Raw genomic sequence first — 23,522 nt, 5'->3', positions numbered from 1 at the left:
CCTCGCTGAAGCTCTCCGGCGTCCGCGAGGACACCCGGCCGGCCAGCGCCGGCGGCCCGTCGAGCAGCAGCCAGCAGACGATCCGCGCCCGCACGGTCCGCTCCGGCGCGCATCCCCTCAGCGAACCTAACAACTCGACGTGCAGGGCTCCGGGCTGCAGGCGGCGGGCCTCGGCTGTCTGGACACGGTCATAATGCGAGGGTGACTCATCCCCCCCACTCCAACTCCGCGCCCGAAGAACGCCGGACGGTCGTCGTCGTGGGTGCCGGGCCCGCCGGGCTGGCTGTTGCGAACGTCCTGCGGGCCGCCGACGTCGACTGTGTGGTCCTGGAGACCGAGAGCAGACAGTTCGTCGAGAGCAGACCACGGGCCGGGGTCATCGAGGAATGGGCGGTGCGCGAGCTGAGGCAGCGCGGTCTGGGTGAGAACCTGGCGGCCCGGGCACAGCTGCACACCGAGTGCGAGTTCCGGTTCGCGGGCGAGCGGTTCCGGTTCGACTACCACGAACTGACGGCACAGCACCACTACGTCTACCCGCAGCCGTTGCTGGTGACGGACCTGGTGCGGGAGTACGCCGACGTGCGCGGCGGGGACATCAGGTTCGGGGTGCGGGAGGTCGTGCTGCACGACCTGGAGACGGACCGGGCCGCCGTGTCGTACCTCGACCCGGAGACCGGTCGGCGCCATGTGCTGCGCTGCGAGTTCGTCGCGGGCTGCGACGGGGCGCGCGGGGTGACCCGGGACGCGATACCGGCCGGGCGGGTGCGGGTCTCCCGGCATGACTACGGCACGGCGTGGCTCGCCCTGCTCGCCGAGGCGCCGCCGTCCTCGGACTGCGTGGTGTTCGGCGTCCATCCGAACGGTTTCGCCGGACACATGGCGCGCAGCCCCGAGGTCACCCGCTACTACCTGCAGTGCCCGCCGGGCGACGATCCGGAGAACTGGCCGCACGACCGGGTCTGGGACGAGCTGCGAGAGCGGCTCCGCGCGGCCGGCGCGCCGCAGCTCGCCGAGGGGCGGCTGATCGAGAAGCGGGTGCTGGACATGCACGACTACGTGGTCGAACCCATGGTGTACGGCCGCCTCTTCCTGGCCGGTGACGCCGGGCACCTGACCGCGCCGATCGCCGCGAAGGGCATGAACCTCGCCCTGCACGACGCCTTCCTGCTGGGCGACGCGATCGCCGCGCACGTCGCGAAGGACGACGACGAGGGCCTGGCGGGCTACTCCCACGCCTGCCTGCGCCGGGTCTGGGACTACCAGGAGTTCTCGCAGTTCCTCTCGGGCATCTACCACGGCACCGCGTCCGGCGATCCGTTCCTCGCGGGCACCAGCCTGGCCCGGCTGCGCAGGCTGTTCACCTCCCGGGCGGCGGCCACGGCCTTCGCCGAGCAGTACCTCGGTTCGGCCCCCGCTTTCTGACCGTCACGTCGGCCCGGGTGCCGGGTCCGCGGCCGGGATGGCGAAGAGCGCCGTACCGGCCAGGGCGAGCAGGAGGACCGCGAGGCCCATGGCCGGGTGGAGGCCGGCCAGGGGCGTGACCCCCGCTGCCGTCAGGGCGGTGGCGGCGGCCGAGCCCTGCGCGAGCAGGATCACCGCGGGCGTCCACGGGGAGGTGCTCGTCCTCCTCCTCGAAAAGCTCAGCCGTCTGCTGGGGCGGTGGTCTCGGACAGCCGGTGGTCGGCCACCTTCAGCGCCTCGTCGACCAGGCGCCGCAGATGACCGTGGCGCAGCGAGTACACCACCCGGCGCCCTTCCTTGCGCGTGCCCACCAGCCCCGCGAGCCGCAGCCGGGCCAGGTGCTGGCTCACGGCCGGCCGCGCGGCGCCGCACACCTCGGTGAGCGTGCTGACGTCGGCCTCCCCCGACGTCAGGGCGTGCAGCAGGGTCAGCCGGGTGCGGTCGCCGAGCAGGGCGAGGACTTCGGCCGCGAGCGCGAACTGCTCCTCGCCCGGGGTGCGCGGATGCGCATGATGCGCAGGTGATAGGTGCATGCGTGCGCTCATACGCACATAATGGCGTCGTGGGCGTCGGATGTCCACGTCCACGCCCCGCGCACCGGAGAGGGGAGCCGCATGAGCGACCGGCACCACCACGAACACGCATCCGCGGACGACCGTCAGGCGCAGGAGCACGCATCCGCGGACGACCGTCAAGCGCAGGAGCACGCATCCGCGGACGACCGTCAGGCGCAGGGGCACTCCTCCTCTCCCGACCGGAACGGCGGCCGGACCGCCGGCCCCGGGCACAGCCACGACCACGGCCACGACCACGGCTCTGAGCACGAGCACAGCCACGGCCCCGGTGGGGAGCACGGCCCCGGCCCTGAGCGGGAGCACGGCCCCGGTATCGATCCCGCCCCCGGGCAGGCGCACGGGCAAGGGCCGACGCACGGGCACCACCATGACCACAGGCACCACCATGACCACGGACACCACCACGACCACGACCACCACCACGGCGACGCCCACCACCACGCACACGACCACCCGTCCGGGCACAAACACCCCTCGTCCCCGGGCCTGCGGCACCGCCTCTGGCATCTCCTGACGCCCCACTCCCACGAGACGGCCGACAAGCTCGACCCCGCGCTGGAGTCCTCGGCGCGGGGGATGCGGGCACTCTGGGTCTCGCTGGCCGCGCTCGGCGCGACAGCGCTCGCGCAGGCGGTCGTGGTCGCCCTGTCCGGTTCCGTCGCCCTCCTCGGGGACACGGTGCACAACGCGGCGGACGCGCTGACCGCCGTACCGCTGGGCATCGCCTTCGTGCTGGGGCGTCGCGCGGCGAACCGCCGCTTCACCTACGGCTACGGGCGGGCCGAGGACCTCGCCGGGATCGCGATCGTGCTGACCATCACCGCGTCGGCGGTCTTCGCCGCCTGGACCGCGGTCGACCGGCTGCTGGATCCGCGCCCCGTCTCGCATCTCCCTGCGGTCGCGGTGGCCGCGCTGGCCGGGTTCGCCGGGAACGAGTGGGTGGCCCGGTACCGGATCCGGGTGGGCCGGGAGATCGGCTCGGCCGCGCTGGTCGCCGACGGGCTGCACGCCCGTACCGACGGATTCACCTCGCTGGCCGTCCTGCTGGGCGCAGGCGGCTCGGCGCTCGGCTGGCGGCTCGCCGACCCGCTGGTCGGCTTGGCGATCACGGCCGCGATCGCGCTGGTGCTGCGGGACGCGGCGCGCGAGGTGTTCCGGCGGGTGATGGACGCCGTGGACCCGGAACTGACGGACCGGGCGGAGCGCGCGCTGCGCGAGGTGCCGGGGGTGCGGGCGGTGGGTGAACTACGGCTGCGGTGGATCGGGCACCGGTTGCGGGCCGAGGTGGCGGTCGTGGTCGACGGCGAGTCGACCGTGCGGCAGGCCCACGGGATCGCCGTCGCGGCGGAACACGCGCTGCTGCACGCCGTGCCGCGGCTGACGGCGGCCCTGGTGCACGCGGATCCCGCGCCGGCCCCGGGCCAGGCGGACCCGCACCTGGCGCTGGCGCACCACGCCCAGGCACCGTCCTAGACGCCGAGCCGGACGGGTCGGCGGGCACGATGCCGGTCCAGTGGCGTACGGCTCGGAGCCCCGGGCTCAGGGCACGGGCGGCACGGAGACCGTCATCACCATCTCCATCGGCACGTTCCCCGTGTTGCCGTACACGTGGGCCGTGTTCGCCTCGAATGAGGCGCTGGCACCGGTCGGCACGCGGTACTCGGTACCGTCGACGGTGAGGGTCAGCTCACCGGCGGTGACATGGACGATCTCCACCGTGCCGGCGGGGTGAGGCTCCGAGGTGCTGCTCTCCCCCGGCATCAGGTGCCAGTCCCACATCTCCAGCGGGCCGGGCGCCTCGGTGCCGGCGAGGAGCCGGTTGAAGCTGCCGGCCTCGGTGTGCCACAGCCGTACGGCCTTGTCGGCGGGGACGATCTGGACCTTCGGGCCCTGCTCGTAGTCGAGCAGGGTGGTGACGCTGACGCCGAGCGCGTCACCGATCTTGACGACCGTGCCGATGCTCGGGTTGGTGCGGGCCTGCTCGATCTGGATCAGCATGCCGCGGCTGACCCCCGCCCGCGCCGCGAGCACGTCCAGGGTGAAGCCGCGCACCGCCCGCCAGTGCTTGACGTTGCGGGCCAGGGACTGGGTCAGCAGGTCGAGGTCCGACACGTTCCGTCCATCGTGGGGCCAGTATTTTGAATGGTGTAGCTCAACAGAGTGAACTACGGTGGGGTGTACCTGATCGTTCACCGAACTGTACTGCGAGGCGGGCCGTGACAGCATTTTTCGCCCTGACCACCAGTCTGCTGTGGGGACTGGCCGACTTCGGCGGCGGACTGCTCACGCGACGCGCCCCGGCGCTCACAGTGGTCGTCGTGTCGCAGGGCCTGGCGGCGGTGGTCCTGGGCGCGATCGTGGTCGCCACGGGCGGCTGGAGCGAGGCCGGGCCGCGGCTGTGGTTCGCGTGTGCGGCGGGGCTGGCCGGACCGGTCGCGCTGATCTGCTTCTACAAGGCCCTCGCCCTCGGCCCGATGGGGGTCGTCTCCCCGCTGGCCACGCTGAGCGTCGCCGTCCCGGTCGGGGTCGGGCTCCTCCTCGGCGAGCGGCCGGGGCCGCTGCAGGTCGCGGGCATCGTGGTCGCCGTCACCGGCGTCGTCCTGGCCGGCGGCCCGCAGCTGCGCGGCGCGCCCGTGCAGCGCCGGACGATCCTGCTCACCCTGGTCTCGGCGGCCGGCTTCGGCACGGTGTTCGCGCTGATCGCCGAGGCGTCCACCACCGTCACCGGCCTCTTCCTGGCCCTGTTCGTACAGCGGCTGACCAGCGTCGTGACGGGCGGCGCCGCCCTGTGGCCGGCCGTGCGCCGGGGCACGCCCGCGCTGCCGGAGGGCGGCCTGGCCTGGACCACGCTCCCGGCGCTGGGCTTCGTCGGTCTTGCCGACGTCGCGGCCAACGGCACGTACTCGATCGCCGCCCAGCACGGTCCGGTCACCGTGGCCGCCGTGCTCGCCTCGCTCTACCCGGTGGTGACGGCTCTCGCGGCCCGCGGCTTCCTCCGTGAACGGCTGCGCGCGGTCCAGGCGGCGGGCGCCGGGCTGGCGCTGGCGGGGACGCTGCTGCTGGCCACCGGCTGAGCCGGAGGCCGACGCGCGGGGGCGACCGCTCGGCTGTATGCCGGTCAGCTCTCGGTCTCCAGCGCGGCGAGCCGCGCCACGTCCTCCTCGTCGAGCTCGGCCAGCGCGCGCAGCTGCTCCGGCGTGGTGCCCTCCGGGATCGGCACTGGCGGGGGCGTGCGCAGCGGAGGCTGCCAGCCGGTCTCGGGCGTCCAGCGGCGGACGACCCGGGCGGGTGCCCCGGCCACCACGGCGTGGTCGGGCACCGTGCCCCGGACCACCGCGCCGGCGGCCACCACCACGTTCCGGCCGATCCGCGCGCCCGGCAGGATCACCGCTCCGGTGCCTATCCAGCAGCCAGGACCGATCTCCACGGGCTCCATGCGGGGCCACTGCCTGCCGATGGGCTCGTGCGGGTCGTCGTAGGAGTGGTTGGTGGAGGTGACGTAGACGTACGGGCCGAAGTAGCAGTCGCTGCCGATGGTGACCGTCGTGTCCGCGATGACGTGACTGCCGCGGCCGAGGACCACGCCGTCGCCGATGCGCAGGATCGGGTCGGGGCCGAGGTCGAGGTCGGGCATCAGGCCGGCGGTGAGGGTGACCTGTTCGCCGACGATGCAGTGCGAGCCGAGATGGATCCACGGTTCGCCGAAGACCGTGCCGAGCGGGAAGGCGAGGCGGGTGGCTTCGCCGAGGGCGCCGAAACGGAAGCGGCAGGGGCGGTCGGCCGTGACGGACCCCGTCCGCTGCACCCAGGCCCAGGCCGCGTGCACTGCGCGTTGGGCGAGGCGGCGGCGCCAGGACGAGAACGTGTTCTTGGGCTTCGGCACGGGGTCACGGTACTCAGCGGGCACCGGCTTGCAGAGGGTGGGCTGCTGTGATCTTCGCCCCAGGCGGTGGGCTAGGTTGCCGAGGACGTCGATGACGATGGGAGACGGTGATGACGCACAAGGCGCTGATCGTGGGGATCGGGGGGCGTGAGCCGCGGATCGAGGCGGACGTGTTCGTGGCGCCGACGGCTTCGGTGATCGGTGACGTGACGCTGGAGGCCGGGGCGAGTGTCTGGTACGGCGCGGTGATCCGGGGGGACGCCGAGAAGATCACGGTGGGGGCGCGGGCGAACGTCCAGGACAACGTGACCTTGCACGCGGACCCGGGGTTTCCGGTGCGGGTCGGGGAGCGGGTCTCCATCGGGCACAACGCGGTGGTGCACGGGGCGACCGTGGAGGACGACTGCCTGATCGGCATGGGGGCGACCGTGCTGAACGGCGCGGTGATCGGGGCGGGGTCGCTGGTCGCGGCGCAGGCTCTGGTGCCGCAGGGGATGGTGGTGCCGCCTGGGTCGTTGGTGGCGGGGGTGCCGGCGAAGGTGCGGCGCGAGCTCAGCCGTGAAGAGCGGGAGGGGGTGACCCTGAACGGGACCTTCTATGCGGAGCTGGCCAAGACGCATAGGGGGGTGCATGAGTAGGGGGTTCGGCGGGTGCGGGCGCGTGGGGGCTTGTCGCGCCCACGCGGCGGAGCCGCACATTGGTACAGCCCCCGCGCCCCTGAGTCGGCCTACTCCCCGGCGCTCACCGGTTCGGGTTCCTTCTCCGTGAGCTGGACCCTCTTCGCCCTGCGGCGGACGATCAGCATGGAGGCGAGGCCGAAGAGGACCGCCGCCGCCAGGCCCACGTACGAGAAGCGCTTCAGCCAGTCCTCCGCGACGATGCCGACGTAGTAGACGACTGCCGTGGTGCCGCCCGCCCAGAAGATGCCGCCCAGGAGGTTGGCGGTCAGGAACTTCCAGTACGGCATGTGCAGGACGCCGGCCAGGGGGCCCGCGAAGATGCGCAGGAGGGCGATGAAGCGGCCGACGAAGACCGCCCACATGCCCCACTTCTCGAAGGAACGCTCGGCGGTGGCGACGTGGCCCTCGCTGAAGTGTCTCGGGAACCTCTTCCCCAGCCAGGCCAGCAGCGGGCGGCCGCCCTTGCGGCCGATCGCGTACCCGATGGAGTCGCCGATCACCGCGCCCGCGGTCGCGCAGGCTCCGAGGACGAACGGGTTGACGCCCGAGTGCTGGGAGGAGAGCAGCGCCGCGGAGACCAGGACGATCTCGCCCGGCAGCGGGATGCCCAGGCTCTCCACCCCGATGACCAGGGCCACCACGGCGTAGACGGCGACCGCCGGTACTGAGTCGAGCCATTCCTGGACGTGCACCGCCGGAACCTCCCCTGTCGCGTGCTCCTCCCAGGAAGGCTACCGGGTCGGCCGGGCAGCGCATCGCCCGCGGCACCGGCCCGCCCTCCCGCCTTCGGTTCTCGGACATCCGGGTGTCATACGGGGCGGGAAGGCTCCCCGGCGTCTGCTCGCCCGCGGCTCCCCACCGCGGGCCCGCCGTGGAAGGACAACGTCCCCGTGTCCTCACTCTCCTCGCTGTCGGCGTCCCACCCCGACGCGCCCGTGTGTCCGCTGCCGGCGCCCACCTCGACGACGGGCCGGCCGCTCCGGCTCGCCCTCTGTCTGTCCCCTCTGCTCATCGCCGCGGTCTGGGGGCTGACCAACCGGTCGCTGCTGTCCGAGGGCGTCACCCGGCTCGCCCGCGCCGAACCGGGGTGGCTGCTGGCCGGCGGCGCCTGCACCTGCCTGACCTGGGTGGTGGCCTCCTGCATGCGGCAGGGCGCCGTGTCCGACCGGCTGCCGCCGGGGTTGCTGCTGGCCTCGCAGTTCGCCGCCGGGGCCGCCAACCACGCGCTGCCCGCGGGACTCGGCGCGCACGCCGTCACCGTGCGTTTCCTGCGCACCCGGGGCGTCCCCCTGGAGCGGGCCACCTCCTCGATCGCGCTGTACTCGGTGGCCAGGTCGGGCGCGAAGACGGTGGTGCTGATCGTGTTCCTGCTCTCCTCGTCCGCCTGGCGGCGGCTGGGCGAGCTGGTCCCGGACGGGGTGGTGCTGATCCCGGTCGCCGCGGTGCTCACCCTGGTGGCCGTGGCGACGGTCGTCGTACGACCGCTGCGGCGGCCGGTCACCGGGTTGGTGCGCTCGGCGCTCACCGACGCCCGGACGGTTCACGCCCGTCCGTCCCGCGTGCTGGCCCTGTGGGGCGGGGCCACCGCCATGCCGCTGGTGCAGGCGAGCGTGCTGGCCTGCACCGGGGAGGCGCTGGGGTTGGGGCTGCCGTGGGGCACCGTGATCTTCGCGTACCTGGCGGCGGGCACGGCGGGGGGCGCCGTTCCGGTCCCCGGCGGGGTGGCGGTGGACGCGGCGCTGGTGATCACGCTGGTCGCGTTCGGTTCCCCGGTCGCGGTGGCCACCGCGACCGTGATCGGCTACCGCGTCCTGACCGACTGGCTGCCGCTGCTGCCGGGCGCCCTGGTGCTCTCGGCGATGATTCGCGCGAAGGTGCTCTGAGGCGGGGCGTCAGTCACGTCGGGCCACGATCCGGTAGGCGTTGGAGACGCGGAGCCTGCCGGAGAGCGGCCGTACGGCGAAGCGGTCCAGGAGGGTGCCGGTGACCAGGGCCGGGATGCCCGCGATGAGCACGGCGGCGCGGAGCGTCTTGCGCAGGGCTCCGGGCGGGGTCGGCAGCCAGGGGGCGTCCTCCCGCGGCGCGGTGTGGTCCAGGGCGAGCCAGACGGCGGCCAGCAGGTCGACGGGGTCGTGGGCCTCGGCATGTTCTTCGGCGACGACCGTGAAGCCCAGGCCGGTGAGCCGTGCGCGCAGGTTGGCGACCGGGATGAAGTGCAGGTGCTGCGGCTGGAGCCAGGGCAGCCACCAGCGGCCGAGGAGGCGGGCGTAGCGGCTCTCGGGGTCGGGGACCTCGATGAGGAGGTGGCCGCCGGGGCGTACCGCCTCGTGGGCGGCGCGCAGTTCACGGTCGGGGTCGGTGCTGTGCTCCAGGTAGTGGAACATGCTGACGACGTCGTAGCGGGCGGCGAGTTCGGGGGCCAGGTCCGGGAAGGCGCCGCGGTAGGCGTGCTCCACCCGGCCCTCGCGCGCGGCGAGTTCGACGCCGTCGGTGAAGTCGAGGCCGTCGAAGGCGGTGCCGGGCAGCACCTCGCGGGCGGCCTCGCAGAAGTGGCCGTGGCCGGTGCCGACGTCGAGCCAGTTCTTGGGGGTCGCGTCGTGCGGGACCAGGGACCGGGCGCGGCCCTGATACATCTTGGTACGGCCGCCGAAGGTGCCGCTCATCTTCTGCTCGCCCAGGCCGTCGTAGAAGTCGCGGTAGTAGAACTCCAGGCCGGCGTCGTTCAGGCGCGGGTTCTGGAAGGTGTGGCCGCACTCCGCGCAGCGGTCGAGGACGAACGCGCCGGGCTTGTGCTGGAGCAGGTCGGTGGTGCGCAGCCGGGTGGTCAGCCGGCCGGAGCCGCACCAGGGGCAGGTGGTGCGCCGGGGTTCGAAGAAGCGGTCGGTGCCCTCGGCCAGGTCCCGCCGGTAGGCGGAGCGCAGCGCCTCGATCTCACTCTGCTTGCTCATCGGCTCTCCTTGCGTGCGGGTCGGCGGCGAGGGCTTCCAGGTGGGTGGCGGCGGCCGGCGCTCCGCCCGCCGCGCGGAACGCGGTGCGGATCCTGGCCGCCGCGGTGCGCGGGCCGGGCTCGTACAGGACGGTGTCGAGGGCCTCGCCCAGCCGCAGGGCGGTGACCCGGCCGAACCGGACCCGGAGGCCCGCCCCCGCGTCGACCACCTGCCCGGCGATCACCGGCTGGTCGTCGCGGATGGGGGCGACGACCAGCGGGACGCCGTGCCACAGGGCCTCGCAGACGGTGTTGTGCCCGGCGTGGCAGACGACCGCGTCGACCCTTTCCAGGAGCGGGAGTTGGGGCAGCGACGGCATGATCAGGATGTCCTTGTCATCGGCCGCGGGGGGCAGGGTGCCCCCCGGGTCGGCGACCAGCGCCTGGACCCGGTCGGCCCGTTCGCGTACGGCGGCCACGCACTCGGCCAGGAACCGCCCGCCCACGTCCGCGTTGGCGGTGCCCAGGGAGACGAGGACCCGCTCCCGGCTGGGGTCCAGCCACTCCCAGGGGAACCCGTCGGTGACCGGTCGCTCGGAGATCGACGGGCCGACGTAACGGACGGCCGGCCGGTCGGTGGGGCCCGCCAGTTCGGGTGTGGTGAAGGCCAGGGTGAGGTGCGGCGAGAAGCGCGGGTCGGCGGTGGCCGCCGGGTCGCTGATGCGTTCCCGGAGTTCCGTGAGTCGGTCCCGGAGCCACTCGGCGACCTTGGGGATGCCGTCGTAGGCGGCACCGAACTCGGCCGAGGTGGTGGCGGAGGTCGCCCAGGGCAGGCCGAGCCGCTCGGCCACCAGGGCCCCGGCGAAGGCCTGTTGGTCCGCGACCACCACATCGGGGCGGAACTCGTCGACGGCCGCTCGCACACCGGGCGCCATGGCGTCCGCGAGCGGCACCAGGAACCACTCCCAGAGGAACTTCAGCGCCTCCGCGCCGCGCAGGTCCGCGGGCCGCTCCCCCTGGGCCGCTCCCGCGCACGGGAACACCCGTGCCTGCGGCCCCGCGAGCCGGCGCACCAGACCGGCGTCCGCGCAGACCCAGGCCACCCGGTGCCCCCGCGCGGCGAGTTCGGCCGCGACGCCGACGGCCGGGTTGATGTGCCCGACCAGGGGCGGTACGACGAACAGGAAGCCGCTCACCGGACCCCGGCCGCCCGCGCTCCGCTGACCGAGTGGATCAGCTCCAGGATGTGTCCGCCGACGGTGCCGGCCGCCTCGACCAGCACGGAGTGCTCGTGTCCGGGCAGCACCACCGACCGGTAGTCCGCCAGCAGCGCCTCCTTCAAGGGGACCACCCCGACCAGGTCGGAGTCGCCGCCGTACACGCCGAGCACCGGGCAGCGTACGGCGCTGATCTGGTCCTCCGTCAGGACCCGGCTGGCGGGGATGTCCCGGCCGAGGCTGGTCTCGCGCGCGAGCCGGGCCGCGCCCCGGGCCAGCCGGGCGGTGTTGTGGCTGCGGTTCGCGGTGATCCAGGCGATCGCGTCCGGCTCGTTGTGGGCGAGTTCGGTGACCACCCGGTGCAGGATGCCGCCGAGCTTCGCGGCCCAGGCGGCGGTCGCCGGTTCGGACTCGATCAGGGTCAGGCTGGCGGCGCGCTCCGGATGGCGGGCCGCGTAGCCGAAGGCGATGGTGCCGCCGTAGGAGTTGCCGACCAGGTGGACCGGGCCGGTGATCTCCAGCCGGTCGAGCAGGGCCTCCAGGTCGTCGATGTTGTGGTCGAGGGTGTATCCGCCGGTGGGGCGGGCGCTGCGGCCGTGGCCGCGCAGGTCGTACATGACCACGTCGAGGCCGGAGGCGGCGAACGCGGGTGCCACGGTGAAGTAGTAGCTGGCCAGGCTGTCGGTGAGCAGCCCGTGGACGAGGACCACGGTGGCGAGGGGGGTGCGGCCCTCCGCCGGGCCCATGCGCTGTACGTGCAGCCGGATGTCCCCGGTGTCGACGATCGCCATGGCTCAGCCCGCCTCCGTGGCCTTCAGGCTCCACACCACGTACTCGACGAGCCGGCCGACGGTCAGCTCGATGATCTCGTCGAACTCCATCCCGGCCAGGAACTCGGCGAAGTTGACCCGCTTGCCGTACCGCTCCTCCAACAGCCCGGCCAGGGTGACCAGGTCGATGCTCTCCAGCTCCAGGTCGCGGTTGAAGGTGGTGCTCATGCCGATCTCGGCGTCGTCGTCGCCGTACTCCTCCAGGAGGGTGCGGAGCATCCGCGCGAGGTCGGCGAGGACCGCCTCCTCGTCGGCGCGGACTTCGGGCTCGGTGGGATTCATCGCGGGTCCTCCTCGGGGTCTGCGGCTGCCGGTCCGGTGGTCCAGGCCACGACGTAGTCGCGGTCCGGCAGTGCGGGGGGATTGCGGACCGGCGCGCAGTGCACCGGGTAGGCGCGTTCCAGCCGGCCCGAGACCAGCAGCCGGCTGCCGTCCGGGGTCGCCTCCAGGACGGTGAAGTCCCGTGGCCGGCCGTCGAATCCGGTGCCCTCCGCCTTGGCGACGGCCTCCTTGGCGGCCCAGAACCGCGTGAACCACACAGCCGCCGAACCGTCCGCGGCAAGGGTGTGCAGCAGCCGGAGTTCGTCCGTGCCCAGCGCGGCCGCCATGGCCGCCGGGTCGCGTTCGGTGACCTCTTCGAGGTCGATGCCAGGACCGGGGCCGGGGGTGTGCGGACGTACGATCGCCACCGCCGCCTCGGCCCGGTGGGCGAGCGAGACGTCCAGGTCGGGCAGGGTGCGGCCGTGCACGCCGACCACGTACGGGCGCCCCACGGCGTCGTTGCGGACCCGGAGTTCGGCCGGGAAGACCGGACCCTCGCCGTGCTGCCAGAGCCACTGCCGTACCGCGTCCTTGGCGGCGATCCGGCCCAGCAGCCACTGCCGGCGGCCGCGCGGTGGGCGTTCCGCGTACTCCGAACGCTCAGCTCCGCCCAGAGAGTTGCGCATGATCAGCTCTCGGGAGGCGAGGTCCGGCCAGCGTTCGTGGAGCAGGGTCCAGCCGCCGGGCCGGGCCTCGGAGAGGGTGTTGCGCTCCGGGAAGCGCTCGACGGGGCGGGTGTGCGGGTCGTTGTCGAAGCGACGGTCCTGCCAGCCGTCGATCCGGGCCCACACCCGGCCGCCGACGGTGAGCTCCACGTCCGCCTCCAGGACGGTGTCGGTGAGCGAGGTGATCCGCACCAGGCAGCCGACCTCGGTGCCGGGGGCGGGATGCGGACCGTGGAAGCGCGTCTCCCGCAACTGCACCGGGAAGACGACGGTCCGCTCGGTGCGGGTGGACATGATCCAGTAGCCGAGGAGCTGGCCGACGTTGTCCAGCAGCGCACCCGGCGCGACGGGGGTCGTGATCACCCCGCGGACGTGCCGGTCACCGATCGCGGTGAGCTCGGTGACACCCTGGAACGCCGGGCCGTGGAACATCCAGCGGTCGGCGTACAGTTCGGCGGCGGTGTGGTCGGGGGTGCGCTCGGCGGCCGGGGGCCTGGCCGGGTCCGACGGCGGCGGGGCGTATTCCGGAGCCACCTCCACGACCGCGCGGGCGGTGGGTCCGAAGGTGACCGCGACACGTCCGGGCCCTTCGGGGGTGACGGTGACCGGGACGTCGACCGGGGGTGTGGCGGTGAGCCAGCGGTCGAAGCGGGCGCCGTGCAGGGCCACCGCCCGCAGTCCGGTGGCCTGCTCGGCCGCGTCCGTCATGTGCTGGACGATCGTGGTGGCGGGGACCACCGGCCAGCGGTCCTCGGTGTCGGGCCAGCCGGGGCGTTGCGGGAAGAAGCAGTGGTCGAGGAGGTGCGGCATCGCCTCCGGGGACACCCGGAGGGTGGTGGTGCGGGAGTCGGGGACGGGGGGCGCGGTGGGCCGGGGCGCTGGCGGAGCAGGGGCCGCGGTGCGGGGCAGGGCTCGGGCGGTGCCGGGGACCGGGGTGCGGGGCAGGGCTCGGGCGGTGCCTGCGGCCGTGGTGCCGGGCGCGGTGCGGATCGCGGTGAGGACGGCCGCCGCGGTGTCCGCCGTCTCCCGCAGCAACGCGTCGAGTTCGGCGGCGGCCGGGACGCGGGCGGCGAGGTCGTCCAGCGGGGACGGTCCGGCGGGGGGCCGTCTGCTGCCCAAGGCCGTGCGCAGTCCGGCGAGTTCGGAACCGTCCAGGGACACCAGCGCGCCGCCCAGGTCGAGTCTGACGGGCGGCCGCCGCCGGGCCGAGGCGGCCGCCCCGGGCAGCGCTGGTCCGGCCGCCGCGGGCAACGCCGGTGCGACAGCGGCACCGGCGGTCCACAACGCTGTTGCCACGCGCCGGAGTTGGGCGAGCCCGGTGCGGTGCGGGGAGTTGGCGGCGACGGCGAGGTGGTCGCGGTCGCCGAGGGTGTCGCCGATCAGGGAGGCCAGCTGGCCGGGGCCGGTCTGGACGAAGACCCGGTGCCCGGCGGCGTACAGGGCCTCGACCAGCTGCCGGAACCGGACCGGCTCCAGCAGGTGCCGGACGAAGAGTTCGCGTACCTCCGCCTCGGCCGCGGGGAAGGGGGCCGCGGTGGTGCCGGACCAGACCGGGACCGTCGGCCGGTGCAGCCGGAAGCGCTCGGCGGACTCCCGGATGGGGGCCAGGTACGGCGCCAGCATCGGGGTGTGGAAACCGGACCGGAACGGCAGCACCTGGCACAGCACGCCGTCGGCCCGGAAGGCGCGGACGAAGTCCGCCACGGCCCGGTCCGGGCCGCAGACCATCGACTGGTTCGGGGCGTTGTCGTGGGAGAGGACGATCCCGGCGTCCGTCCGGTCCGCGTGGAGTGCGGCGAGGACCCGGTCGGCGGGGGCGCCCACGGCGGCGAAGGCGAGGCCCGGGACGGTGACCGCGTCGGGGTCGAACCCGGCCATGAACGCGTCGACCTGGTCCCCCGCGTACAGCCCGGCGGCCACCATCGCCGTCCACTCGCCGACGCTGTGCCCGGCGACCGCGTCCGGCACCACGCCCATCCGGCGCAGCGCGCCGTCGAGCAGCCGCCCCACGCCGACGACACCGAACCCGTGACGGCCCACGTCCCCGACCCGCACGGCGTCCGTGGCGGGGCCGGTGACGGTGGGGAGGCCGAAATGGGCGGCGATGTCGTCGACGCGGGGAGTGAACTCGCCTTCCAGACCGGGAAAGACGAAGGCCAGTTTGCCGGGGCGCAGCAGCGCGGCGGGGCGGAACCACACGTCGTTGCGGCCCTGCCAGGCGCGGCCCTTGCCGACCGCGCGCCGGGCGAGCGCGAGCCGCCTGGCGGTGGGGTCGACGATGCCGAGGCGGACCGGGCCCGCCTCGGGGTGGGTCTCTTCCGGCGCGAGGCCGGCGGCGAGGACGGCGGAGTCGTCGGCGGCGAGGATCGCGGTCATCTGTTCAGGGGTGCCGGCGGCGAGCAGGAGGACGCGCTCGGGTTCGGTGACCTCGGCGACGCGGGGCTGGGTGCCTTCCGTGCGGCGTGCTCCCGTGCCGACCGTGCTGCCCGTGCCGCGGCCGACGGCGGTGGCACGGTTGCCCGGGGCCTCCTCCAGCACCACATGGGCGTTGATCCCGCCGAACCCGAAGGCGTTCACCCCGGCCCGGCGCACCGGCTGCTCCGCCGTGGTCCGCCAGGGCTCGGCCCGGTCCAGCGTGCGGAAGCGGGTGGCGGCTAGGGCCGGGTGCGGGTCGTCGCAGTGCAGGGTGGGCAGCAGGGTGGCGTGGTGGAGCGCGAGGGCGGCCTTGACCAGCCCGGCGACGCCGGCGGCCGGCATGGTGTGCCCGATCATCGACTTCACCGAGCCCAGCACGGCCCGCTCGCCTCCGGGGTTCGGTCCGAACACCTGGGCCAGTGTGGCCAGTTCGGCCGTGTCACCGGCCGGGGTGGCGGTGCCGTGCGCCTCCAGCAGGCCGACCGAGTGCGGGGCTGCGGGGTCGAGGCCCGCCGCGTGCCAGGCCTGGCGTACGGCGTGGGTCTGGCCGCCGGGGTCGGGGTTGACGAGTCCGGCGGTGCGGCCGTCGCTGGCGACGCCGGTGCCGCGGATCACGGCGTAGACGCGGTCGCCGTCGCGTTCGGCGTCCGCGAGGCGCTTGAGGACGACGACTCCGGTGCCCTCGCCGATGAGGATGCCGTCGGCGTCGCGGTGGAAGGGGCGGATGCGCTGGCTCGGGGAGAGCGCGCGCAGCTGGGAGAAGACGCTCCACAGGGTGATGTCGTGGCAGTGGTGCACTCCCCCGGCGAGCATCACGTCACAGCGCCCGGCGGCCAGTTCGGTGACGGCCTGGTCGACGGCGACCAGGGAGGAGGCGCAGGCGGCGTCCACGGTGTAGGCGGGGCCGCGCAGGTCGAGGCGGTTGGCGATGCGCGAGGCGGCCAGGTTGGGCACCAGGCCGATCGCGGACTCGGGGCTGGCGGGACCGAGGCGCTCGGTGAACGCCTCGCGCACGCGTGCCAGTTGGCCCGGGGTGAGGTCGGGCACCAACTCGCCCAGGGTACGCACCAGTTGCCCGGCCGTGCGGACCCGCTGGTCGAGCCGGACCAGGCCGGGGGTGAGATAGCCGCCCCGGCCCAGCACCACGCCGATCCGGTGCCGGTCGGGCAGCCGGTCCGCGCCGCCCGCGTCCGCGATCGCCGCCGCGGCCACGTCGAGGGCGATGAGCTGGTCGGGTTCGGTGCCGGCCACGGAGTTCGGCATGATCCCGTACCGGGTGACCTCCACCTCGGCCAGCGCGTCCACGAAGCCGCCGCGCCGGCAGTACACCTGGTCGGGGACGGCGGGCCCGGCCGCCGTCCCGGGCCGGTAGTAGTCGGCGTCCCAGCGTCCGTCCGGCACGTCGGTAATGGCGTCCGTGCCGCTCTGCAGGTTCCGCCAGTACGCGTCGAGGCCCGCGGCACCGGGGAACAGCACCGCCATGCCCACGATCGCCACCGGTGTCCGACGGTCGTCGTCGCTCATGTCACCAGCCCGAGGCGGTGTAGACGACGGCCCGCACGGACTCCTGGCCCCAGGCGAGCTCCCGCAGCAGCGCGGCGGTGCCCTCCTCCGGGTCGATCAGCTGGATCCCGCGCCGCCCGTACTCGCGCCCGAGTTCCGGGCTCACCATGCCCGTGTGGCCACCGGTCGGCGCCCACGGCCCCCAGTGCACGGTCAGCGCGCGGTTCCCGGTGCGCTCCGCCCAGCCGGCACCGAGGCTCTCCAGGGCGTCGTTGGCGGCGGCGTAGTCGGCCTGGCCGCGGTTGCCGAGCACGGCCGAGATGCTGCCGAACAGCACCATGAAGCCGGGTTTGTCGGGCAGTTCGTCCAGGGCCGCCAGCAGTGTCCGGGCGCCGTTCACCTTCGTGTCGTACACGTGCTGGAAGGACTCGGGGGTCTTCTCGGCGATCAGCCGGTCCTCGATCACCCCGGCCGCGAACACGACCCCGTCCAGGCGGCCGTGGTCGGCGTGGATCTCCTTGACGGCCTGGAGCGCGGCGTCGTGGTCGCGGAAGTCGACGGCACGGTAGCGGGCCTCGCTGCCCAGCGCGGCGAGTTCGTCGAGGGTGGCGGTGATCTCCCGCTGGGCCAGGACCAGTTCGGCCGCCCGGTTGATCTCGGCGGGCCGCAGGCCACCGCGGGCGGCGAGCGCGGCGCGGAGTTCCGCGGGGGTGCGGGCGACGGCGGTGTCCGGGGCCTCGGGGCCGGTGGGGGCGGGGGTGCGGCCGAGGAGTTCGATCCGGCAGCGGCAGGCGGCGGCGAGGGCGACCGCGAACTTCGCGGTGATGCCCCGGGCGCCACCGACCAGCAGCACCACCGAGTCCCGGTCCAGGCCGAGGGCGGCGGCCTCGGCGGCTCCCGCGCCGGCCGGTCCGGCGCCGTTGGTGGCCAGCGCGCCGGGCGGCGCCTCGACCAGTTCGAGGCCCTGCCGGCCGGTGGTCGTGCGCAGGACGACCGGCACGGACTCGGGTGCGAGCAGCTCGGCGAGCAGCGCGTCGGCGACGGCCTCCGGGGCGTTGTCCTCAAGGGTCACCACTCGGGCGACGGTGTCCGGGTACTCCCGGGCCGCGGTCCTGAACAGCCCGTGCAGCCCGGCCGAGCGCACCGCGTCCGCGCCGTCGGCGGGGCGGGCGGCCAGCAGCCAGCGCGGGCCACGCGCCAGGGCCGCCCGCAGCACCGGGTAGGCGTCGGGCAGCAGGGGCGTGTCACTGCCGGGCAGCGCGCCCAGATACAGCACGCCGTCCACGGCTCCGTCCGCCTCCCCGAGCAGGTGGCCGGCGTCCGCCGTCACCGCCTCCGCGCCGTACCCGGCCAGCCGTGCCACCAGGTGCGCGCCGTCCCCGAGGACGACGAACCGCCTGCCGGACAGCACGGCGGCCGGGTCGGCCACGGCATCCGGCTGCGCCAGCGCCACCGGCCGCATCTCGAACCGCTTCGGCGCCACGCCCGCGGGGAGCTCGTCGGCCGCGGCGGGGTGGGGCGCGGGCTCCGGTACGCCGTGACCGGGCACGGCGGCAGCCGACGGCTCGGGCGCGGCGGCCGTCCCGTCGTCGGCGGCCGGGGCCGGTACGACCGGAGCCGTGGCCGTCTCCTGCGCCCCGGTGCCGACGCGTGCCCGCAGCCATCCCGTGACGGCCGCCGCCGTCCGCGCCTTGGCCAGCTCCTCCAGCTCGGCGTCGTCCAGGGTCTCCGCACCGCCCGCGATCCCCAGCCGCTTCGCCAGCTCGCCGGCGATCTCGGCCCGCTTGATCGAGTCGATGCTCAGGTCGGCTTCCAGATCGAGGTCGGGCTCGATCATGTCCACGGGGTAGCCGGTGCGCTCGCTGATGATCTCCAGGACGACCCGCTCGACGTCGGGCGCCGCGTTCGGGGGTTCGGCCACCGGGGCGGGGGCGAGAGCGGGTGTGGGTGCGGGTTCCGTCGGCCGGGGCTGCGGTACGACCGCTTCGGCCGCCGGCAGCTGCACGAGCACCGGTGCGGCCGGCACCTGCGCCTGGGTCGTCCCGAAGTAGGTGAGCAGCACATCGCGCTGGGCGGCGATCATCTCCCGGCTGGTGCGCAGGAACTCGGAGATCAGCGCGTCCCGGTCGGCCGGGGCGCCGTGCGGCGGGTTCGTCGTCACTGTCGTCGTCTCCACGACTCGTCGGGCCGGTGCGAGGGCACCGGGCAGGAGGTCTCCGGCGGCGGTGCGCACCAGCTGTCCGTCCACCGTCCAGCCGGGCCGCTTCGGCGCCGGGGTGCGCAGCGCGTCCACGGCGTCCCGGCCGCGCAGCAGCCAGGCGGTGCCCACCGGTGCGCCGGCCACGGCCAGCTGGGCCAGGGCGTCGAGCCAGCCGCGCAGGCCGCTGCCGGCACGGGGTTCGCAGGCCACGGTGGTGTGCGGGCGGTCACCGAGGATCTGCCCGACGAGCCGGGTGAGGACGGTTCCTGGCCCGGCCTCCACGAAGACGCGGGCCCCGGCCTCGTACATCGCCTCGATCTGGGCGGCGAAGGCCACCGGGGAACCGATCTGAGCGGCGAGCTCGGCGCGTACCGCGTCGGCGTCGGGCCGGTAGGGGGCCGCCGTGCGGTTGGACCACACCGGGAACTCGGGCGGCCGTACGGCCGCGTCCGCGAGGACTTCGGCGAACCGGTCCCCCGCCCCGGCCACCACCGGGCTGTGGAAGGCGCAGGCGACCGGGATCCGCTTGGCACCGAGGCCGGCCGCGCGCAACAGCCGTACGGCTTCGGTCACTTCCTCCGTGGGGCCGGAGATGACCGTCTGCCGGGGCGAGTTGTGGTTGGCCACGACCACGCCGGCCGGCGCGCCGGCCGTCCGCAACGCGCGCTCGACGTCGTCCGCCGGGCCGGACACGGCGGCCATGGTGCCGGGTTCGTCGCCGGCGGCGGCCAGGATCGCGGCCGCACGTTCGGCGCTCAGCTCCAGCAGCGTCTCGGGGGTGAGCGCACCGGCCGCGCTGAGGGCGACGAGTTCGCCGTAGCTGTGTCCGGCGGCCATGTCCGGGCGGACACCGGCCGCGGTCAGGAAGGCGTGGGCGGCGAGTCCGGTGATGCCGAGGGCGGGCTGGGCGGCGCGGGTGTCGGTGAGGGCGGCCCGGCGGCGCTCGCGGGTGTCGTCGTCGAAGGCGGCGGGCGGGTAGAGCGTGTCCGCGTGGGCGCGGCCGAGCTGGAGGTAGTGCTGCAGTTCGGGGAAGGCGATGAGGACGTCGGCGAGCATGCCGGGGCGCTGGCTGCCCTGGCCGGGGAAGAGGAAGGCGACCTTGCCGTCGGCTTCGGAGTCCGGCCGCGGTCCGGCGAGACGGATGCCGGCGGCCGGGTCGTGCTCGCCCGCGAGGACGCGGCGCAGTTGTCCGGTCAGTCCCGCCACGTCGCTCGCGACCACCGCGGCGCGTACCGCCTCGTGGGAGGCGTCCGCGCGGCGGGCCGCGGCCAGCGCCAGGTCCCGCAACCGCCAGGCCCCGCTGTCGGCGGCCCGGAGGATCTCCTCGACGCCCCGGTGGGCGGCCTGCTCGTCCCGGCCGCGGAACACGAACAGCTCAGCCGGCCAGACCTCCAGCCCCTGCTCCGGCGGTACGGCGCCGTCGTAGGCGGCCAGCACCACGTGGAAGTTGGTACCGCCGAAGCCGAACGCGCTGACCCCCGCGATCCGTTCGCCAGCCGGAGCCGCCCAGGGCCGCGCCTCGGTGTGGAAGGCGAACGGACTGTCCGCTTCCTTCCACGCCGGGTTGGGACGGTCCAGATGCAGGGTGGGCGGCTTGACGCCGGTGTGCAGGGCGAGGGTGGTCTTGATCAGGCCGGCAAGCCCTGCGGCACACTTGGTGTGCCCGATCTGGGACTTCACCGACCCGAGCGCACAACCACCGTTGTCCGCACCCGCCTCCGCGAACACCTCGCTGAGGATGGTGAGTTCGGTACGGTCACCGACGACGGTCCCGGTGCCGTGCGCCTCGACCAGGCCGACCCGGGCCGGGGAGATACCGGCGCTGCGGTACGCCCGCAGCAGCGCGGCCCGCTGCCCCTCGGGCCGGGGCGCGGTCAGGCCCAGGGAACGGCCGTCGCTGGACGCACCCAGCCCCTTGATCACACCGTAGATCCGGTCGCCGTCGCGCTCGGCGTCGGTCAGCCGCTTCAGCACGACACACGCCACGCCCTCACCCAGTGCGATGCCGTCGGCCGAGCCGTCGAAGGCACGGGAGCGCCCCGTCGGCGAGAGGGCGTGCACCGAGGAGAACAGGACGTAGTCGTTGATGCCGTTGTGCAGGTCCGCGCCACCGCACAGGACGACGTCGCTGGTGCCGGCGGTGAGTTCCTTGCAGGCCACGTCGACGGCGGCCAGGGAGGAGGCGCAGGCCGCGTCCACGGTGTAGTTGGCGCCGCCCAGGTCGAGACGGTTGGCGATCCGTCCGGAGATGACGTTGGCGAGCATGCCCGGGAAGGAGTCCTCGGTGAGCCGGGGCAGCTGCTCGTCGAGGCCGTCGGGCACCTTGCCGTAGTAGGAGGGCAGGACCGCGCGCAGGGTGGCCGCGTTGGACAGGTCGCTACCGGCCTCGGCGCCGAAGACCACGGACGTGCGCGAGCGGTCGAAGGTCCGCCCCCGCTCCCCGTATCCGGCGTCCTGCAGGGCACGCCGGGCCGCCTCCAGGGCCAGCAACTGCACCGGCTCGACATGACCGAGAGAGGCGGGCGGGATGCCGTAGCTCAGCGGGTCGAAGGGAATCGGCGGCAGGAAGCCGCCCCACTTCGACGCCGTGGCGCCCTCCGCGTGGTGCACGGCCGGATCCCAGCGCTCCACCGGCACCTCGGTCACCGCGTCATGGCCAGCGACCACGTTCGCCCAGAACGCGGCAAGGTCGGGAGCGTCGGGGAACATGCAGGCCATACCCACGATCGCGATGTCGAGCGGGGCCGGGGCGGAGGGCTCCGTCTGTTCCTCGGGAGCCGTCCGCCGGGCCAGGAAGTCGGCGGCTCTGTCGGTCACGGCGTGGTGCAGGGCAGCCACGGTGGTGGTCGCCGAGCGCAGGACGGCGACCTCGCCCGCCATGAACATCCCGTCGGAGAACTGTCGTTGTTCGTCGACCGGGGTCAACCGGCCGTCAGCGGTGCGGTCGACACCCTTGCTGGCGATGCGCAGCCGGCCGACGTTGAGCCGTTCCAGCTCCTCCCACACCCGCCGGTCCGGTACCCCGCTGTCGCGCAACTCCGCCTCCAGCTCGCGGTAGTTGAAGGTGAACGGGCTGGGCACGCAGCGGGTGGCGTGGCCTGGAGCGGTCTCCAGGAGGGCGGTGGTGGCGGCCGCCATCACCTGGCGCTGGAACAGCGGCTGGATCGCGCCCCGGTCCACGGCCTCCTCGGTGAAGAGATAGGCGGTGCCCATGAGCAGGCCGACGGCCGCGCCCCGGGCGGTGAGCGGCGCGGCGAGCGCGGCGACCATCGCCGCCGAGCGTTCGTCGTGGATGCCGCCCGCGAAGAACACCTCCACGCCCTCGACGTCCGGGAGGTCCTCCAGGACCGCCAGCTGGGCCTCCCAGAGCGGGAAGCTCGCGCGCGGTCCGACGTGACCGCCGCACTCGGAGCCCTCGAACACGAACTTGCGTGCCCCCGCCTCCAGGAACTGCCGCAGCAGTCCCGGCGAGGGCACGTGCAGGAAGGTGCTGATCCCGGCCCGCTCCAGCGCCTCGGCCTGAGCGGGCCGGCCGCCGGCGACGATGACGTGGCTGGGCCGCAGTTCCCGTACCGCTTCGAGCTGGGCGTTCCTGAGCTCCTCGGGCGCGAAGCCCAGCACGCCGACGCCCCAGGGCCGTCCGCCGAGCGCGGCCTTGGCCTCGGTCAGCATCTCGCGGGTGCGGGCGCCGTCGGCGAGGGCCAGGGCCAGGAAGGGCAGCGCCCCGTCGTCGGCGACGGCCGCCGCGAAGGCGGCCCGGTCGCTCACCCGGGTCATCGGACCCTGCGCGACGGGCAGCAGGGTGCCGAGGGCACGGCTCATGGCGGAGGTGCCGGGCCGCAGCGCCTCGCCGGCGCCCGCGTCCACGCGTATCGCCGCCGTCAGCTCCCGTACCGTCCGCCGCACATCACCCCACCGCTCGGCGAACCGCGCGGCGAGGAAGCCGTCCTGGCCCACCGGGAGCAGCTGGGTGTGCGGGTCCTCGGCGCCGAGCAGCCCGGCGACCGCGGCCGGGTCGTCGGCGGGAGCGCGCACGGCGTCCGGACCCCGGCGGTGCAGGACCCGGTACCCGGCCACCACCGCCGTCTCGGAGCCGTCCAGGGAGCGCAGTGCGGCCGCCGTCGCCTCGGGGAGCCGGGACTCGGCGAGCAGGGCCAGTTGACTGTCGAGGACCACCCCGGCCGCGCCGCCGGCCACCGCGGCTGCCGCCGTGTGCGGTCCGATGCCGCCGGCGGCCCAGACCGGCACGTCCAACTCGGTTGCGCCGAGCAGCTGTTGCAGCAGGACGAAGGTGCTCAGCTCGCCGACCCGGCCGCCGCTCTCGCCGCCCCGGGCGATCAGCCCGTGCGCTCCGGCCGCGACCGCCGCGCGCGCCTCGGCCAGGTCGGTCACCTCGGCCAGCACACGGGTGTGCGGGACGAGTTCGGCGACCGTCCAGGGTGCGTCGGCGGCCCGGACCACCGTGTCGGGCGCCGGGCCGAGCTCGTCCGGGGTGAGGGCACAGCCTGCGGCGACCCGCACGCCGTACGGCCCCGGTGCCGCCCGTCTCAGCCGGGCCAGGGCCTCCCGGGTTCTTCGGTCGCCGCGGCCCAGGTCGAGGACGCCGAGTCCGCCGGCGGCACAGACCGCTGTGGCGAGCCTGGCATCGGGTGCTCCGAATGGGGTGATGCACATGATCAGATCGACGGCACGCACAGGGGACGTCATGACGCTCCGAATAATCGGGAGGACAGCACGGTGGGGGAGGTGCGCGGCGGAATGCTCTGGTGAGGCCCCCGGAAACTAGCGAGTTCATTACTCGCGGGTCAATAACGGAGGGGAGTCGTCATGTCCGGTAGCATTGATT

General features: G+C 74.5%; 16 protein-coding genes. 5 read left to right on the top strand and 11 right to left on the bottom strand.

Going from position 1 to position 23,522, the window contains the following annotated elements; all coding sequences use genetic code 11:
• The first annotated feature begins 201 nt into the window (after window positions 1-201).
• A complete protein-coding gene (locus AB0M11_RS12205; RefSeq protein ID WP_365704170.1) occupies window positions 202-1,422 on the top strand; it encodes a 4-hydroxybenzoate 3-monooxygenase in 1,221 nt (406 codons plus the stop codon).
• A 3-nt stretch (window positions 1,423-1,425) separates the two neighbouring features.
• On the opposite strand, the gene AB0M11_RS12200 is transcribed toward AB0M11_RS12205, so the two are convergent.
• On the bottom strand, window positions 1,426-1,596 hold the full coding sequence (locus AB0M11_RS12200) for a hypothetical protein (protein ID WP_365704168.1): 171 nt from the start codon (window positions 1,594-1,596) through the stop codon (window positions 1,426-1,428).
• A 44-nt stretch (window positions 1,597-1,640) separates the two neighbouring features.
• Window positions 1,641-2,006: a metalloregulator ArsR/SmtB family transcription factor gene (locus AB0M11_RS12195; RefSeq protein ID WP_365704166.1), complete on the bottom strand. Its 366-nt coding sequence runs from the start codon at window positions 2,004-2,006 to the stop codon at window positions 1,641-1,643.
• 516 nt (window positions 2,007-2,522) lie between these two features.
• Between AB0M11_RS12195 and AB0M11_RS12190 the strand changes: the two genes are divergently transcribed.
• On the top strand, window positions 2,523-3,509 hold the full coding sequence (locus AB0M11_RS12190) for a cation diffusion facilitator family transporter (RefSeq protein ID WP_365704182.1): 987 nt from the start codon (window positions 2,523-2,525) through the stop codon (window positions 3,507-3,509).
• 66 nt (window positions 3,510-3,575) lie between these two features.
• On the opposite strand, the gene AB0M11_RS12185 is transcribed toward AB0M11_RS12190, so the two are convergent.
• Complete coding sequence (locus AB0M11_RS12185; protein ID WP_365704164.1) at window positions 3,576-4,148, bottom strand: XRE family transcriptional regulator; 573 nt, start codon at window positions 4,146-4,148, stop codon at window positions 3,576-3,578.
• Between the two features lie 104 nt (window positions 4,149-4,252).
• Between AB0M11_RS12185 and AB0M11_RS12180 the strand changes: the two genes are divergently transcribed.
• Window positions 4,253-5,110, top strand: a complete 858-nt coding sequence (locus tag AB0M11_RS12180) for an EamA family transporter (RefSeq protein WP_365704162.1) — start codon at window positions 4,253-4,255, stop codon at window positions 5,108-5,110.
• A 44-nt stretch (window positions 5,111-5,154) separates the two neighbouring features.
• On the opposite strand, the gene AB0M11_RS12175 is transcribed toward AB0M11_RS12180, so the two are convergent.
• Complete coding sequence (locus AB0M11_RS12175) at window positions 5,155-5,919, bottom strand: acyltransferase (protein ID WP_365704160.1); 765 nt, start codon at window positions 5,917-5,919, stop codon at window positions 5,155-5,157.
• Window positions 5,920-6,029: 110 nt separating this feature from the next.
• Between AB0M11_RS12175 and AB0M11_RS12170 the strand changes: the two genes are divergently transcribed.
• Window positions 6,030-6,557: a gamma carbonic anhydrase family protein gene (locus AB0M11_RS12170; protein WP_365704158.1), complete on the top strand. Its 528-nt coding sequence runs from the start codon at window positions 6,030-6,032 to the stop codon at window positions 6,555-6,557.
• Window positions 6,558-6,646: 89 nt separating this feature from the next.
• Here the strand turns inward: AB0M11_RS12170 and AB0M11_RS12165 are convergent, their stop codons facing one another.
• Complete coding sequence (locus AB0M11_RS12165) at window positions 6,647-7,291, bottom strand: DedA family protein (protein WP_365704156.1); 645 nt, start codon at window positions 7,289-7,291, stop codon at window positions 6,647-6,649.
• A gap of 198 nt (window positions 7,292-7,489) precedes the next feature.
• On the opposite strand from AB0M11_RS12165, the gene AB0M11_RS12160 reads away from it, so the two are divergent.
• Window positions 7,490-8,482, top strand: a complete 993-nt coding sequence (locus tag AB0M11_RS12160; RefSeq protein ID WP_365704154.1) for a lysylphosphatidylglycerol synthase transmembrane domain-containing protein — start codon at window positions 7,490-7,492, stop codon at window positions 8,480-8,482.
• 9 nt (window positions 8,483-8,491) lie between these two features.
• On the opposite strand, the gene AB0M11_RS12155 is transcribed toward AB0M11_RS12160, so the two are convergent.
• The 6 genes from AB0M11_RS12155 to AB0M11_RS12130 are packed head-to-tail and all read right to left on the bottom strand — an operon-like array spanning window position 8,492 to window position 23,383.
• The gene (locus AB0M11_RS12155; protein ID WP_365704152.1) at window positions 8,492-9,547 is read right to left on the bottom strand and encodes a class I SAM-dependent methyltransferase; all 1,056 of its coding nucleotides are present in this window, start codon (window positions 9,545-9,547) and stop codon (window positions 8,492-8,494) included.
• Window positions 9,531-10,721, bottom strand: a complete 1,191-nt coding sequence (locus tag AB0M11_RS12150; RefSeq protein WP_365704150.1) for a glycosyltransferase — start codon at window positions 10,719-10,721, stop codon at window positions 9,531-9,533. Before AB0M11_RS12150 ends, AB0M11_RS12155 begins: the two co-directional genes overlap by 17 nt.
• Entirely contained in the window at window positions 10,718-11,533 is an 816-nt protein-coding gene (locus AB0M11_RS12145) for an alpha/beta hydrolase (RefSeq protein WP_365704148.1), read from the bottom strand. The genes AB0M11_RS12150 and AB0M11_RS12145 overlap by 4 nt, the downstream gene beginning before the upstream one ends.
• Window positions 11,534-11,536: 3 nt before the next feature.
• Window positions 11,537-11,854 carry an acyl carrier protein gene (locus tag AB0M11_RS12140; RefSeq protein ID WP_181809046.1) on the bottom strand — a complete coding sequence of 106 codons (318 nt, stop codon included), beginning with the start codon at window positions 11,852-11,854 and terminating at the stop codon, window positions 11,537-11,539.
• Complete coding sequence (locus tag AB0M11_RS12135; protein ID WP_365704146.1) at window positions 11,851-16,497, bottom strand: beta-ketoacyl synthase N-terminal-like domain-containing protein; 4,647 nt, start codon at window positions 16,495-16,497, stop codon at window positions 11,851-11,853. The genes AB0M11_RS12140 and AB0M11_RS12135 overlap by 4 nt, the downstream gene beginning before the upstream one ends.
• Before the next feature lies 1 nt (window position 16,498).
• A complete protein-coding gene (locus AB0M11_RS12130; protein WP_365704144.1) occupies window positions 16,499-23,383 on the bottom strand; it encodes an SDR family NAD(P)-dependent oxidoreductase in 6,885 nt (2,294 codons plus the stop codon).
• Between the last annotated feature and the right edge of the window lie 139 nt (window positions 23,384-23,522).

This window comes from Streptomyces sp. NPDC051987 (genome assembly GCF_040680735.1).
Lineage (GTDB): Bacteria > Actinomycetota > Actinomycetes > Streptomycetales > Streptomycetaceae > Streptomyces.
The sequence above is the reverse complement of the archived record's forward strand: the minus strand, read 5'-3'. Positions and strand labels throughout refer to the sequence as shown.